The sequence below is a fragment of the Flavicella sp. genome, assembly GCF_037132785.1.
Lineage (GTDB): Bacteria > Bacteroidota > Bacteroidia > Flavobacteriales > Flavobacteriaceae > Flavicella.
On sequence record NZ_JBAHZZ010000116.1, the window covers coordinates 1 to 16,135 of the forward strand.

The 16,135-nt window shown below is 32.4% G+C and carries 14 protein-coding genes and 1 tRNA gene; 4 read left to right on the plus strand and 11 right to left on the minus strand.

What is annotated here, in order from left to right; translation table 11 throughout:
• Window positions 1-701: 701 nt before the first annotated feature.
• The 3 genes from V5787_RS07960 to V5787_RS07970 all read right to left on the minus strand — a co-directional run bounded on the left by V5787_RS07960 (window position 702) and on the right by V5787_RS07970 (window position 2,347).
• Window positions 702-774 (minus strand) — tRNA-Lys (locus tag V5787_RS07960).
• Window positions 775-838: 64 nt separating this feature from the next.
• Window positions 839-1,606, minus strand: coding sequence for an ATP-binding cassette domain-containing protein (locus tag V5787_RS07965; protein WP_336892718.1), 768 nt, complete (start codon window positions 1,604-1,606; stop codon window positions 839-841).
• The gene (locus V5787_RS07970) at window positions 1,607-2,347 is read right to left on the minus strand and encodes an ABC transporter permease (RefSeq protein WP_336892719.1); all 741 of its coding nucleotides are present in this window, start codon (window positions 2,345-2,347) and stop codon (window positions 1,607-1,609) included.
• Between the two features lie 147 nt (window positions 2,348-2,494).
• On the opposite strand from V5787_RS07970, the gene pafA reads away from it, so the two are divergent.
• On the plus strand, window positions 2,495-4,141 hold the full coding sequence (gene pafA / locus V5787_RS07975) for an alkaline phosphatase PafA (protein ID WP_336892720.1): 1,647 nt from the start codon (window positions 2,495-2,497) through the stop codon (window positions 4,139-4,141).
• On the opposite strand, the gene V5787_RS07980 is transcribed toward pafA, so the two are convergent.
• From V5787_RS07980 to hemA, 8 genes are all read right to left on the minus strand, one after another.
• Window positions 4,138-5,445, minus strand: a complete 1,308-nt coding sequence (locus V5787_RS07980; RefSeq protein ID WP_336892721.1) for a dihydrolipoamide acetyltransferase family protein — start codon at window positions 5,443-5,445, stop codon at window positions 4,138-4,140. The genes pafA and V5787_RS07980 overlap by 4 nt on opposite strands.
• A gap of 374 nt (window positions 5,446-5,819) precedes the next feature.
• Window positions 5,820-6,722 carry an oxygen-dependent coproporphyrinogen oxidase gene (hemF, locus tag V5787_RS07985; protein WP_336892722.1) on the minus strand — a complete coding sequence of 301 codons (903 nt, stop codon included), beginning with the start codon at window positions 6,720-6,722 and terminating at the stop codon, window positions 5,820-5,822.
• Between the two features lie 34 nt (window positions 6,723-6,756).
• Window positions 6,757-7,782 carry a uroporphyrinogen decarboxylase gene (gene hemE / locus V5787_RS07990; RefSeq protein ID WP_336892723.1) on the minus strand — a complete coding sequence of 342 codons (1,026 nt, stop codon included), beginning with the start codon at window positions 7,780-7,782 and terminating at the stop codon, window positions 6,757-6,759.
• Window positions 7,783-7,956: 174 nt separating this feature from the next.
• On the minus strand, window positions 7,957-9,249 hold the full coding sequence (gene hemL, locus V5787_RS07995; protein WP_336892724.1) for a glutamate-1-semialdehyde 2,1-aminomutase: 1,293 nt from the start codon (window positions 9,247-9,249) through the stop codon (window positions 7,957-7,959).
• A gap of 387 nt (window positions 9,250-9,636) precedes the next feature.
• Window positions 9,637-10,599: a porphobilinogen synthase gene (gene hemB, locus V5787_RS08000; protein ID WP_336892725.1), complete on the minus strand. Its 963-nt coding sequence runs from the start codon at window positions 10,597-10,599 to the stop codon at window positions 9,637-9,639.
• A gap of 10 nt (window positions 10,600-10,609) precedes the next feature.
• Entirely contained in the window at window positions 10,610-11,272 is a 663-nt protein-coding gene (locus V5787_RS08005; RefSeq protein ID WP_336892726.1) for a uroporphyrinogen-III synthase, read from the minus strand.
• Window positions 11,273-11,294: 22 nt separating this feature from the next.
• Complete coding sequence (gene hemC / locus V5787_RS08010; protein ID WP_336892727.1) at window positions 11,295-12,215, minus strand: hydroxymethylbilane synthase; 921 nt, start codon at window positions 12,213-12,215, stop codon at window positions 11,295-11,297.
• Entirely contained in the window at window positions 12,187-13,482 is a 1,296-nt protein-coding gene (hemA, locus tag V5787_RS08015) for a glutamyl-tRNA reductase (protein WP_336892728.1), read from the minus strand. Before hemA ends, hemC begins: the two co-directional genes overlap by 29 nt.
• A 305-nt stretch (window positions 13,483-13,787) precedes the next feature.
• Here hemA and V5787_RS08020 point away from each other — a divergent pair, with 305 nt between their 5' ends.
• The 3 genes from V5787_RS08020 (at window position 13,788) to V5787_RS08030 (ending at window position 15,996) form a co-directional block, all read left to right on the plus strand.
• Window positions 13,788-14,684 carry an AraC family transcriptional regulator gene (locus tag V5787_RS08020; protein ID WP_336892729.1) on the plus strand — a complete coding sequence of 299 codons (897 nt, stop codon included), beginning with the start codon at window positions 13,788-13,790 and terminating at the stop codon, window positions 14,682-14,684.
• 3 nt (window positions 14,685-14,687) lie between these two features.
• The gene (hemH, locus tag V5787_RS08025) at window positions 14,688-15,716 is read left to right on the plus strand and encodes a ferrochelatase (RefSeq protein ID WP_336892730.1); all 1,029 of its coding nucleotides are present in this window, start codon (window positions 14,688-14,690) and stop codon (window positions 15,714-15,716) included.
• A gap of 133 nt (window positions 15,717-15,849) precedes the next feature.
• Window positions 15,850-15,996 (plus strand): hypothetical protein, encoded by a 147-nt coding sequence (locus tag V5787_RS08030; RefSeq protein WP_336892731.1) that lies wholly within the window; start codon window positions 15,850-15,852, stop codon window positions 15,994-15,996.
• Window positions 15,997-16,135 lie beyond the last annotated feature (139 nt).

Consider the following 16,135-nt stretch of genomic DNA (forward strand, 5'->3'; position numbering starts at 1 on the left):
ATAAGAATATTTATTTGACTAAAAAATGTAGCTTTTATCTTTCTTGTGCGTAAATCACAAATGCTATCTGAAAAAGTAGGTGTTATTTGTAGTTTCATGGCTTGAATATACATCTTAATAAGCTAACAAACAATGATTTATATCCTAAGTTTGGATGTTTGTTTTTGTCATGTACCTTGCAACGGTCTTGGTTTATGTGGATTTGCATAGGTATAGTAGCGCTAATTATTTTGTCGTTTACGATTTTTTTATTAAAGAAAACTCAATCAGAATAAAGGATTTGTGGATTAACAAATATTTACTATTATCTTTTGTAAAGGAACAAACCCCCGTAATCATAGAGTTATTGCTCTACACGGGGTTCTTATAAACTTTGTATGAGAGACGAAAGACAAAAGAACCTTTAGTTTAAAATACAATTTTTTGTTTTTCAATCTTACGAGATCCCTCTAGCGAAGACTTAATACCAATTTGGAATGTTTTTTTATTCAGATAAGCAATAAAAATAGAAGTATAGCTCCGCTACGGTTTTGTTTTTGTGTGAAAAATGAAACGAATTTAATATGTCATTTAAATGTTAAAACTATATGAATTATTATTTAACAAAAAAATTACATTTATTCGTTGAATTTTAAGACTTATCCGATTTCAAATAGTCGTAAACTAAAAAAGCTTCTCTAAGTAAAAGAAAAGCTTTTTTGTGACCGGGCTGGGGCTCGAACCCAGGACCCTCTCCTTAAAAGGGAGATGCTCTACCAACTGAGCTACCAGGTCATTATTTCCTTTATTTTAGCGGCTGCAAATATAGAATCTTATTCCAATAAAACAAATGTTTTTTTTAATTATTTTCATCCAAATATGCCTGTCTAACTTTCTTAAATAAATTAGAACTATATACGAAATCTACAACCGATTCATTATCAGTTTTAAAGATCTCTTTATTAGTTCCTTCCCATTCTTTTATACCATCTTTTAGGAAAATTATTTTTTCTCCAATTTCCATAACAGAGTTCATATCATGGGTATTTATTACAGTGGTTATTTGAAATTCATCGGTAATTTCTTGAATCAAATTATCAATTACAATAGCTGTATTTGGATCCAAACCAGAATTAGGTTCATCACAAAATAAATATTTAGGATTCATTACAATCGCACGAGCAATTGCCACGCGTTTTTGCATTCCTCCTGATAGTTCTGCTGGAAATTTCTTATTTGCATTAATTAGATTTACTCTTTTAAGAACCGTATTTACACGATCTAACATTTCTGAAGTAGATTTATATGTAAACATTTTCATTGGAAACATAACGTTTTCTTCTACTGTTAAGGAGTCAAACAAAGCACTACCTTGAAAGACCATCCCAATATCTTGTCGTAGCTGTCTTTTTTCATCATTATTCAAGTCCTTACTAATTTTACCATCAAAAGCTATCGTTCCAAGTTCTGGAGTATGTAAACCTAACAAACTTTTAATAAAAACCGTTTTACCCGACCCACTTTGCCCAATAATAAGACTCGTTTTTCCTCGTTCGAATAGAGCGTCTACATCTTTCAAAATAATTGTATCTCCAAAACTTTTTTGCATGCCTATTACTTCTATCATTTATCCTAAGAGCATTTGAGTTAATAAATAATTCACCAATATAATTGCCACACTAGTCCACACAACAGCTTGTGTACTGGCTCTACCAACTTCTAATGCACCTCCTTTAACATAATAACCATGATAGGACGGAATCGTTGCAATTAAAAAAGCAAACATCACCGATTTAATTAAAGCGTATTGAACTAAAAAGGGATCAAAATCTAATTGAATTCCAACAATATAATCTACGGAAAAAAACAAGCCTGTCAAAGCTCCTGCAATCCATCCACCAAATATCCCAAGAAACATGGCAATGATCACAATTAGGGGATAAAAGAGTACTGCTGCAATTACTTTAGGTAAAACCAAATAATTTAAGGAGTTTATTCCCATAACTTCCAACGCATCAATTTGTTCTGTAACCCGCATCGTTCCAATACTAGAAGTTATAAAAGAACCTACTTTACCAGCTAAAATAACGGACGCAAAGGTAGGAGCAAACTCTAAAATCATCGATCTTTTGGTTGCAAAACCAACCAAGTACTTTGGAATCAAAGGATTGTCAACATTTAAAGCTGTCTGAATAGCAATTACTCCTCCTACAAAAAAGGAAATAAAAGCTACAATACCAAGCGATTTAACACCTAAATCTTCAACCTCTCTAAAAAAAGATTCTCGGAATACATTCCACTTTTGTGGTTTCTTAAAAACCTCTTTAAGCATTATAAAAAACTTACCGACATGCTCGATATAATTCATGTATTTATTTTTTGCTAAAGTATTAAATAATCACAAACTTCTTAAGAGTCTTAACATAATAATAATATTAAGTTCATTTCTATTTATTGATTGCGTAGATCATATTTAAAAATAAATTCTTAGTTTTGGTTTTTAAAATATATTCACATGAAAAAAAGCATCCTTATACTTTTCTTATTCCTGATTTCTTTTAAGATTTCATATTCCCAAAAAACTAATAAACCCAAATTGGTCATAGGTCTAGTGATCGATCAAATGAGGTACGATTACTTATATCGGTTTTCAGAAAAATACGGTGACAAAGGCTTTAAACGTCTCTTAAAAGAAGGCTTTCACTTGGAAAACACTCATTACAATTATATTCCAACCAAAACTGCTGTAGGTCATTCTTCTATTTACACTGGAACAACACCACAAAATCATGGTATCATAGGAAACAATTGGTACGATAAATCTTTAAAACAAAGTATCTATTGTGTAGACGACTCTAACTACAATAGTGTTGGTACAAATGGAACATCAGGTCAAAAATCTCCGTATAAATTACATACTACAACCATTACAGATCAACTGAGGCTCGCACAGAACCTTAAAGGAAAAACGATTAGCATTGCTATTAAAGATAGATCTGCGATTTTACCTGGTGGACATACTGCCAATGCAGCTTATTGGTTTGAAGGAGGAGAAGAAGGAAATTGGATTACGAGTAGCTTTTATATGGAAACTCTTCCAGAGTGGGTCATTAAATTTAATAATAACGGAAATGTAGAGCATTATTTAAACCAATCCTGGGACACCTATTATCCCATAGAAACTTATACAGAAAGTATTATAGACAATAACCCATATGAAGGGACTTTTATAGGAGAAAGCAAGCCTGTTTTCCCTCATAATATTCCAGAACTAAAAAAGCTAAACGACAACTTTAGTCTCCTAAAAATGATTCCTGCAGGTAATTCAATAACAACCGATTTTACAATCGCAGCAATTGAAGGGGAACAATTAGGTCAATCAAATGAACAAATAGATTTTTTAGCTATTAGCTATTCTAGTACAGATTATGTAGGCCATAGATATGGAGTAGATTCAAAAGAAATTGAAGACACTTATATAAGAATGGATTTGGAAATTGCAAGACTCCTGACCTACTTAGACAAACATATTGGAAAAAATGAGTATACCTTATTTTTAACAGCTGACCATGCTGTAGCACAAACTCCTAATTATCTAAATTCATTAAAGATTCCTGGTGGTTATTTTGATGATGTAAAATTTAATGAATACATAAAATCTTTATCCCTAAAACAATTTAATTCGGATAAAATTATTGAAAACATATCCAATTACCAGCTCTTCTTTGACAAAGCAGAATTAAAACGCTTAAATCTACAAACTATAGATGTTGAAAATTTCTTTGCAGAAGAATTATTAAATTTTGATAAAGTCTACAAAACAATTACTGCTCATACTTTGCAAACAAGTGAATTTACACAGGGAATATATGGTCTAGTACAACAAGGATACAATCAAAAAAGGTCAGGAAATGTGTTTATCATACCCGACCCTTCCGTAATAGGAAGTGGAAACAAAAAAACAGGAACCACACATGGTAGTGGATATAGTTATGATACACATGTCCCTTTGATCTTTTTTGGCTTTGGGATAAAACAAGGATCTTCAAACAAGTATTATCCTATTATAGATATAGCCCCAACATTGGCGAATTTATTACAGATAGAATTTCCTAACGGTGTAACAGGTAAAATAATAGACGAAGCCTTAGAGCATAACTAAAAAGAAGCATCTTCGTTCCAAGCTTCTAAATAATCTTTAATAAACTTGATAAACAAACCTCCTAAAGCTCCATTGATAACTCGATGGTCATAAGAATGCGATAAAAACATTTTTTGACGAATTGCAATCACATCTCCTTCTGCTGTTTCTACTACTGCTGGCACTTTACGAATTGCTCCGATAGCTAAAATGGCAGATTCTGGTTGATTAATTAGAGGTGTCCCAAATAAACTTCCAAATCCACCCACATTAGTTACGGTATAAGTACCTCCTTGAATTTCATCTGGCTTTAACTTATTGTTTTTTGCTCTTAATGCAAGATCATTAATGATTTTAGCCATTCCAATCAAGTTCAAATGGTCAGCATTTTGGATAACAGGTACTATTAAATTACCATCACCCAAAGCCGCAGCCAATCCTAAATTTATATTTTTACGAATCGCTACTTTTTTATCACCATCAAAAGATAAATTCACCAATGGGTATTCTTTGATTGCAGCGGCAACTGCCATCATAAACACTGGTGTATAGGTAAGCTTCTCAGATTCTCTCTTAAAAAAAGCATCCTTATTTTTAGTTCTCCAGCTCACCAAATTCGTAACATCAACCTCTATAAAAGATTGTACATGAGCAGATTTATGTGCTGAATGAATCATATGATCAGAAATCATTTTCCCCATTCTACTCAATTCTATCAATTCATCTTCACCGTTTAATGACAAAGGAACTATCGTTGATTTTACCTCTACAACAACTGATTTATCAATTTTTGACGCAACAACTCTGGTTTCTATATAATCTAAAATATCATCTTTAGTTACTCTACCATCTAATCCAGAACCTGGCACTATATCCAGTTCCTCTTTTAATATTCCTTCTGATAAAGCAATATTTCTAACCAAAGGAGAATAAAAACGATCTGAAGTGACTCTTTTTACAATCTCAGATTTTGACTTTATATGTATGGCTTTATCAATATCTTTTTCAACTGCCGCCGCCGCTTTATAAACCTCATCATCAACTTCTAATATAACTGAACTAGTGTTATTTTGTTCCAACTCACCCTCTACTTCGATTATTGCCAAAGTTTCTCCCACTTTAACAACTGAATCTTTTTCGTGTAATATTTTAATTAAAGTACCTGAAACTTCACATGGAACATCTGAATCTACCTTATCTGTAGCTATTTCAACAATCGAATCATCTGCTTCAATCGTATCTCCTACTTCTTTCAACCAAGATGTAATTGTCGCCTCTGCAACAGTTTCTCCCATTTTTGGTAATTTCAATTCAAATCTAGCCATAGTTATATTTTTTATGAACCTAAAAGTTTCACAAATTTATTGTTAGAAAACAACCTAAAAACTTGGTGTTCTTCCCATTTAGTTCAAACGCAAATTTAGTGAAAATATAGACATTATCTTCAAAGAAAGAGTTGTCAAAAAAAACAATTTAAACGAGCAAAAAAGAGGATTTTATAACTTACAACTATTTTTTATGGTGTCCCAATCCACAATTAAAAAACACGCCCTATATCTATCAAACACGACTAGCTGACTACCTTAGCGTAAGACAACAATACGCTTTTGAACCTATCGTTCTCTTATATTTATGAAGAAACCAGAAGTTTTACTAGAGAATAAATTAAAAAGAGGAAGTTAAAACAACTTTCTCTTTTTTATATCCATTGTATTGGTTTTTGCAATATCGAAACCAAATAAGCTTCATCACTTCCAACTTCTGGAGCATTATTGTAATGCCACTGTACTTTTGGAGGTAAGCTCATAAGAATAGATTCTATCCTTCCATTTGTTTTCAACCCAAACAAAGTGCCTTTATCATGAACTAAATTAAACTCTACATAACGACCTCTTCTTATCTCCTGCCAGTCACGCTGAGACTCAGAATAACTTAACTGCTGACACCTTTCAACAATTGGCACATAACTTTCTAAAAAACTATTTCCTATTTCAGTAACAAAATCATATCTATCTTGTAAAGAATATTCGTCTGTTTCTTTTAAATGATCAAAAAACAAACCACCAATTCCTCTAGCTTCATCTCTGTGTGCATTCCAAAAATATTCATCACAACGTTTTTTATACCGAGGATAAAATTCCTGATTGTGTTTATCACAGGCATTTTTACATACTGTATGAAAATGAATAGCATCTTCATCAAACAAATAATAAGGCGTTAAATCTTGTCCACCACCAAACCATTGAGTAACAATTTTTCCTTGCTCATCATACATTTCAAAATAGCGCCAATTTGCATGTACTGTAGGCACCATTGGGTTTTTAGGATGTAATACGAGTGACAATCCACAGGCAAAGAAATTGCCTTCTTTCACTCCAAAATTATCTCTTAATATTTGCGGCAACACACCTTCAACAGCTGATATATTTACACCGCCTTTTTCAAAAACATTTCCATTTTCAATAACACGTGTTCTACCACCACCTCCTTCAGGTCGATTCCACAAATCTTCTACAAATGTTGCTTTTCCATCAACTTCCTCCAATTTAGAAGTTATAGTATCCTGTAGGCTTTGGATGTATGTATAAAAGTGTTCTTTCATCTTCGATCGGAGGACTTGCTCCCTTTACTAAAAGCTAATTAGAATATTCCTTCACTGCATCAATAAAAGCTTTGGCATTATCCAAACCTATATTTGGTAAAATCCCATGCCCTAAATTCACAATATATTTATCTTTTCCAAAAGCATCAATCATCGCTTTCACTTGTTTTTTAATTTCAGCTGGTGAGGAAAACAATCGAGTGGGATCAAAATTACCTTGTAAAGTAATATTTCCACCTGTTAACTTTCTTGCCCATTCTGGAGTAATTGTCCAATCTACGCCCAAAGCAGCTGCATTTGACTTAGACATATCTTCTAAAGCAAACCAACAACCCTTACCAAAAGCAATCACAGGAGCATCCTCTTTTAAAGCTTCTATAATTTGGTTGATATATTGCCAAGAAAATTCTTGATAATCTACTGGAGATAACATTCCACCCCATGAATCAAAAATTTGAACAGCATTTACACCTGCTTCAACTTTCTTTTTTAAATAAGCAATCGTGGTATCCGTTATTTTCTGCAACAACATGTGAGCCGCAACAGGTTGAGTAAAACAAAACTCTTTTGCTTTATCAAAATTTTTCGATCCTTGACCTTGGATACAATAACATAAAATTGTCCATGGAGAACCCGCAAAACCAATCAAAGGAATGTCGTCATTCAACATTTGTTTCGTCAATTTTACAGCATCCATTACATAATTTAATGTTTCATCTATATCGGGTACAATTACCTTTTCAACATCTTGCATCGTACGAATAGGATTTGGCAACCAAGGTCCAATTCCATTTTTCATCTCAACCTCAATATTCATTGCTTGAGGAATCACTAAAATATCAGAAAACAAAATTGCAGCATCCATTCCGTATCTACGAATTGGTTGCACTGTAATTTCTGCAGCCAACTCAGGTGTTTGACACCTAGTAAAAAAATCGTATTTCTTTTTTACTTCCTGAAACTCTGGAAGGTACCTACCCGCTTGACGCATCATCCAAACAGGAGGTCTTTCAACTACCTCTCCTTTTAAGGCCCTTAAATATAAATCGTTTTTTATCATCCTAGCTATTGGCTATTAGCTTTTGACTATTAGCTCTTTTTTATTTTATTTATCAATTCACCTTGCTTATCAAGCAGTTCAAATATGGATTTTAATTCTTCTTTCTTTAGTAATTAAAGTTCTTCAATTATAACTATCTGAGTTTTTATTTGATTTTTCATTAAAAGTCAAGAACTAATTGCTAAGAGCCACTTTTTCCATTGCAGCATCAACAGCTTTTTCAAAATTTTCAATGTCTTTATCAGAAAGAGCAGAACACAAAAACCAAGATTCAAATTGAGATGGAGGTAAAAAAACACCATTTTTAATCATCTCCCAAAAGAAAACAGCAAATTTACTGGTATCACATTTTTGTGCCTCTTCAAAGTTTGTAACCTTTTCTTTCGCAAAAAATGGATTGATCATAGAACCAAAACGATTTACTGTAATTTCCACCGCATATTTCTTTGCTGTATTCAATAATATATTCTCAATTTTCTCCGCTATTTCTTCTAATTTCTTATAGGGATTCTGACGTTTTAACTCTGTAAGAGTAGAAATTCCAGCTGCCATTGCAATAGGGTTTCCTGAAAGTGTTCCCGCTTGATACATACCTCCTAAGGGAGATACATTTTCCATAATTTCATTAGATGCTCCATAAGCTCCTACCGGAAAGCCTCCTCCTATTACTTTTCCTAAACAAGTAATATCCGCTTCAATTCCTATCAACTCCTGTGCTCCTCCAAATTTAGAACGGAAACCAGTCATAACCTCATCACAAATCAAGAGTATACCGTGCTCTTTTGTTATTTTTCGAAGTCCTTTAATAAAAGTATCTGAAGGTTTTACAACCCCCATATTTCCTGTTACAGGTTCTAAAATAACCGCAGCAATATCTTTGTGTTCTTTAATCTGTTTTTCAACAGATTCTAAATTATTATACTCTGCAATCAAAGTATTCTCTACAGCCTTAGAAGGCACGCCTTTAGAACCTGGCAAACTCAAAGTAACTAATCCCGAACCAGCTGCAACTAACATTGCATCCATATGTCCGTGATAACAACCAGAAAATTTTACAATTTTATCATCGCCTGTATGTGCTCTTGCCAAACGGATAGCACTCAGTACAGCTTCAGTACCAGAATTTACAAAACGAACTTTATCCATTCCGGGAAAAGCATCACATACAATTTCCGCTAATTTAATTTCAGCATTTGTAGAAGCCCCAAAAGAGTATCCTTTTTTTAATGCTTTAGAAATAGCTTTTTCAACTCTTTTATGACGATGACCTAAAATCATAGGACCATAAGACAAAACCATATCGATATATTTATTCCCATCAACATCTTTTATTTTGCTTCCCTTTGCTTTGTCTATAAATAAAGGATTACCTCCTACTGACGCAAAAGCTCTTACTGGAGAATTCACTGCTCCTACAAGATTTTTTAGTCCCTTTTGATATAATTTTTCTGACTGTTTAAATTTCATGTTTTTTGGTATTGTCATTCCTGCGCAGGCAGAAATCTTTTAATTATTCAAATTTTTGATAAATCTTCCCAATTATGGTTATTTTCAATTATTATTTTCCAATTCCATTTCCGTTTTTTGATTCTATTTTCTCTCAAAATCACCTCTTCAATAGAATTAAAACTCCAAAATAAATTAACTTATTTACGTTGTCTTTTTAAAATAAAACCTTTATTTATTTTTTCTTTATCTTCTAGAATCCTTCTTTCTAAATCATTTGTAACGCCAATATACAAAACTCCATCTTTTTTATTTGACTATAGATAAACTTAAAATTGATTTTTCATTATTCACCTTTTAGATTCCTGGTTTCATAAGTATGACATTCAATGAAACCTATTTAAATATTCACTTCTGTAATACTTTCGCCACCTCTTTAGCAAAATAAGTAATTATAATATCAGCACCTGCTCTTTTCATCGATAATAATGACTCCATCATTACACGTTCTCCATCAATCCATCCTTTTTCAGCAGCTGCTTTTACCATAGCATATTCTCCACTAACATTATAACATGCAATTGGTCTATCGTAAGTATTTTTTAAATCTCTAATAATATCTAAATAAGACAAAGCTGGTTTTACCATCAAGATATCTGCTCCTTCTGCATCATCAAAAGTTGCTTCTCTTAAACCTTCACTCCTATTTGCAGGGTCCATTTGATAAGTTCTTCTATCTCCAAAAGCTGGAGCCGAATCTACAGCATCTCTAAACGGTCCGTAAAAAGCCGAAGCATATTTTACTGAATAGCCCATAATAGGAAGGTTATAAAAACCTGTATTATCTAATGCTTCACGAATTGTAGTTATAGTTCCGTCCATCATTCCTGAAGGTGCAACCATATCTACACCAGCCTTAGCATGCGAAATTACTTGTTTGGCTAAATTTACCAAGGTAGCATCATTGTCAACATCATTATCTTGAATTACTCCACAGTGACCATGACTTGTATATTCGCAAAAACAAACATCTGTTATCACATATAAATTCGGATAATTTTTCTTGATATATCTAATTGTCTGTTGTAAAATTCCATTGTCATTCCAAGTCTCTCTCCCTATATCATCTTTTTCTACAGGAATTCCAAACAAAAGAACCGCAGGAATATTTAAAGAAACAACCTCATCTAATTCTGAGAACAAACGATCTAAAGAAAAACGTTTAATACCAGGCATGGAGACTATTTCTTTTTCAATATTTTCTCCTTCTTCTATAAACAAAGGGTAGATAAGATCATCCACAGTAAGTTTATTTTCTCTTACCAATCTCCTAATTCCTTCCGTTTTTCTTAAGCGCCTTGTTCTATTCATACTCTATAAACTATAATATTTCATTTACTTTTTCTAGAACTGACTCCACACTGGTTTCATCAGCAATATATACATTGTCAAAATGCTGTATCGCTTCTACTGCAGTAGTAGCTCCGATGCAAAATACAGGATTTGAATTTGTTGTGTTTTTTTTTAAATAACTTTTAATTCCAGAAGGACTAAAAAAGAGTATTGCGTCAAAAACTTCATCCAATTTAACAGGTACAAGTTTCGTTTGATACACCAAATACTCAGTGACAAAAGCGCCATTCTCTGCCATTATTTTAGGCAAATCATCATTTCTTAAATTACCACAAAACCAACTAATTTCCTTTAATGATTTTTCGTTTTTAGAAAATAGATCAGCCATTATATCAGCTAATTCCATCGCATTATTTGTAAACACTGCTACTTGAAAACCAAGTTTTTCTAATAAATCTTTAGTTTTTTGCCCTACACAAAACACGGTACCAAACCAATCTATATTATTTGCATGAATTAAAAAAACAGAACGCACACTATTGGCACTTGTAAAAACAGCGTTTTCAATTTTTTCCTCAACTTTAAAATTCTCTCCATAAGAAATATCAATCATCGACACTTCTTCTACATCGAAACCTTTTAATTGATCTCGTTGCGCTGCAGTTAATTTTTTAGTTGATAAAACTCTCACTCTCTTTATATAATTTATAAATTTACTTTTTAACTACTTTTTTTATTTCAATCATCAAGGCTTTTCCTCCATCAGCCAATACCTCTTCAGCCGCTAATTTCCCGAGATTTTTAGCCTCTTTTATAGATGAAATTCTAAAAACTCCTTTTTGCTCCTTTCCATCAATTGAGCTAAGCAATCCCTTAAAAGAAATGGTATCACCATCTATTTCTGCAAATCCTCCAATAGGGGCAGTACATCCACCTTCTAAAGTACTCATAAAATCACGTTCTATTCCAACACATAATGCCGTCTCCTTATGATTCAATTTTTCACAAGCCTCTAAAACCTCTTTGTCATAATCTAAAGCAGTAATCATAATAGCACCTTGAGCCGGTGCGGGGATCATCCAATCGAGAATCAAATGCTCTTTTGGTAAAAGATTGATACGTTCTAATCCCGCTTTTGCAAAAATAGCTCCATTCCAAGAATTATCTTTTAGTTTTTTCAAACGCGTATTTACATTTCCTCTTAAATCAGTTAAGCAATGAGAAGGATATTTATACAACCACTGTGCCTTTCTTCTTAAACTTCCTGTTGCAATAGTTGCACCTTCTGCAACCAGCTCTTCTTCCGTACCTTTATATACCACTACATCATTAACATCAGCTCTTTCTAGAACTGCTGCTTGTACAATTGTTTCAGGCAGCTGAGTTGGAACATCTTTTAACGAATGCACTGCTATATCTATTTGACCTCGTAACATGGCAACATCCAGTGTTTTAGTAAAAACACCCATCGTTCCTATTTGATGCAACGGAAGATCTAAAACCTCATCTCCTATAGAAGAAAGTTCTATTATTTCTGTCGTATACCCAAAATCATTTAATGATTTTTGAACCAAATATGCTTGCCATAAAGCCAACTCACTATTTCTAGTTCCAATTCTGATCCTTTTTGTCATAACTTTTTTCAGGAAATTCGTTATTTAACTCTAAATTAAACATTTTTGTAATCACCTCGATACTTTGATCTACTGAAGTATCCTCAGCTTTTAAATGTTTGACAAACTGAGTCGTGATTTTTTGAATCATTCGAGAAGTAATGACTTCCGCATGCTCTGTATTAAATCCTTTTATCTTTTTACTTTGAAAATCAATCGCATCATTTTGTATTACCTCTAGAGAAGATTTCAAGGCATTAACAGCAGGTGTAAATTTACGATGACCCAACCATTCCATAAATTCTGATTTATACTCCTCAATAATAGCTTCTGCTTTAGGAATTTCCATTTCTCTTTCCGAAATTGTCTTATTCGTTATTTTAGATAACTCATCAATATTAATCAATGTAACATTTTCAAGTTCTCCCACTGCCAACTCTACATTTTCTGGTATCGATAAATCTAAAATCAGCAATCGTTGCCCTTTCTCAATACTATCGGTTGTTATGGTAGGGATATCCGCTCCTGTAGAAACAATTAGAATATCAGAATTCGCTATCTCTTTCGGTAAATTTCCCAACGTACTTATACTAACACTCTTATGATTCTTTTGGAATTCTTTAGCTTTGCTAACTGTTCTATTTACCAAAACTAGATTGCTATTATTTGTATACTCTATCAAATTTTTACAGGTATTCTTTCCTATATCCCCTAAACCATATACTAAAATATTTTTCAAATTAAAATTAGAAACCTTCTCCATAAGATATTGGACAGCAGCATAAGACACTGAGGTGGTTCCCGAACTTAATTTTGTGTTATTTTTTACTTTTTTACTTGCTTGTAAAACCAAATTTATCAAGCGTTCTAAATAAGCATTTAATGAGTTTTGATTTTTGGCCGTTTGGAAAGAATTTTTCAATTGACAAACAATCTCATAGTCTCCCAAAATCTGACTATCTAAGCCTGTGGAAATGTTAAAAAGATGACGAATAGCATCCTTTCCTTTATATACATTTGAAACATTCACAAACTCCTCTACCGAGCCTTTAGAGTATTTACAAAGTAATGAAATCAACTCGAAAGGATGATTTGCAAACCCCATAATCTCAGTTCTATTACAAGTAGATAGAATAAAAACACCGTTAATACCATTTTTTTTAGCTTCCTGAAGCAATAATATTTGATTCTCTTTAGTTATACTAAATGCACCACGTGTTTTAACGTCAGCCTTTTTATAACTCAACCCTACATTGTATAATTTTTTTCTCTTAGATTCGATACTCATGCAATGCTATATTTCGTTCCAAATTTAGTTTATTCAATGATTCATATATAAACCACGCCAAAAGTACTACCTTACAATGGATAAAAACATCGACAAAAGGACTATAAACAACGTTGAAGGGATAAATTTGCTAATTTAGAATAATTACAAACAAAACAATCTACTAAAAAACAAACACTTACAAGAACAGCATGTATCTTGTCGCAACCTTTATTGATGAAAAATGAGAGGATCACCAACTAAAAAAACATTGAGTTATATCAATATTTTTATTGTATTTTCGCATTTTAAAAAAAATATAAAGAATGAATTTCGATAATACTAAATTTAAAAACATCGATAAAAGCACCATTTGTCTTTTTCAAGAAAAAGGAACTTTTACTTTGGTTAATTTACGTAACGATTCTGAAAATACAATTTTTCAGCAATTTAAATTGCAAGACAATTACATTCAAATTTATTTTAGCTTAAACAAAAAAGTATCTATTGCTTTTAATATGGAACATTGCGCTGTCCACCTTACTCCTGAAGACTCTGGGTTGGTTTATTTTAAAGACGACTCCATGAATGTACTCACAACACTTCCTCCAGAAGGAAATGTATTAGGATTGCTAATCTCCGTCCCTTATTTCCATTCTTTATTTGCCAATGAAGAAGATTCATTTTTTAATTTCGACAGCATCAAAAGAGGTAGGCCAATTATCGAAGAAAAAGTTTCATCCGCTTCATTAAAAATTGTACTAAATCAAATTATTGAAAAAAAAATACACGGTGCTCTTCATAATATTTACATGAAAGGGAAAATCTATGAATTATTGAGTCTGTATTTTAATATTTCTGAAGAAACTGAATCTGACCACTGCCCATTTATGGCAAACGAAGAAACTGTTTTTCAAATAAAAAAAGCAAAAGATATTATTATCGAAAACATGGCTAACCCACCAAGTCTCGAAGAACTATCTAAACAAGTAGGGCTAAATATTAAAAAATTAAAAATGGGATTCAAAGAGTTTTATGGAACTCCTGTTTTTACATTTCTTTTAAACTATAAATTAGATTTTTCAAAAAAGCTCTTAAAAGACAACAAACTAAATGTTTCTGAAATTGCTATTCAAATAGGTTACAGCAACTCCAGTCACTTTATCTCAGCATTTAAAAAGAGATTTAACATCACCCCAAAACAATTCACAAAACAAGACTAAAGAATGAAAGGTGTATTATTAGTTAATTTAGGATCTCCAGACACACCAAGTCCTAAAGATATAAGAAAATACTTGGATGAATTTTTAATGGACAAAAGAGTCATTGACTCTAATATTATCCTAAGAAATATTATCGTAAGAGGAATTATCTTAAATACAAGACCTAAAAAATCTGCAGAAGCTTACCAAAAAATTTGGTGGAAAGAGGGTTCTCCATTAATTGTTCTTTCAGAAAGATTTCATAAAAAAGTGTCAGGAAAAACAGATATCCCTGTAGCTCTAGGAATGCGATATGGCTCTATGACCATAAAAGAAGGCTACGAAAAACTCATAAAACAAGGAGTAACCGAAGTTTTGTTAGTTCCTTTATATCCGCATTATGCTATGTCATCATTTGAAACAGTTGAAGAGAAAGCAAAACAAGTACAAAAAAAATATTTCCCTCAAATGACAACGGAGGTACTCCCAGCTTTTTACAACAAGCCTGACTATATTAAAGTTATGGCAAATAACATCCGTAAGAACATTGAAAACTTTGATCATGATCATATTTTATTTTCTTACCACGGCATTCCTGAGAGTCATGTTTTAAAATCAGACTGTACAAAATCTCATTGTAAACTAGATAATTCTTGTTGTGACACTTTTTCAAAATGTCATGCGACATGTTACAGACATCAATGCTTAGAAACAACAAAAGAAATTGTAAAAGAACTAGACTTAAAAGAAGGTAGTTATAGCAATTCCTTTCAATCTAGACTAGGTAAAGAACCATGGCTAAAACCTTATACTGATTTTGAATTTAATCGATTACCTCAAGAAGAGAACAAAAAGAAACTCGCCGTAATAACTCCCGCATTTGTTTCTGACTGCTTAGAAACATTAGAAGAAATTGCCATGGAAGGCGATAAACAATTTAAAAAAGGAGGAGGTAAAACCTACAAGCATATTCCTTGTTTGAACGATAACGATGACTGGGTAGATGTTATGGTTGATTGGATCGACCTATGGGCAAAAAAAACTAAAAAGTAATCTTCAGTTATCGCAATACTCTTTTTACCTTCACAAAACACCCAACATCATTTCAAAACAATTTCTTAACATTTAGGTAACTTTACTTTTCTGTGTTATCCCTAATTTTGCGTAGTTAAAACCCATATTAGAAATGAAAATATTTGTTTTTTTATTTGCAATTGCATTATTCTCTACAGAATCTAACTTTAAAAAGCAAGACAGAAAAGAAGAGATCACAAAATCGTTAAAAATCCTAAACATACACGATACTAAAGAGGCTAAAAAACTTTTAGCATAACTTGGCTTCAAGGTTGTAACGCAACAAAACGTTTTAGTTTTATGATGTTACTAAGCTACAATTTTAAGTTCAATATCCATCATTTCTTTTGGTGTTTTATATCCAAGTATCTTTCTAGGTCTATTGTTTAGTTTTTCTT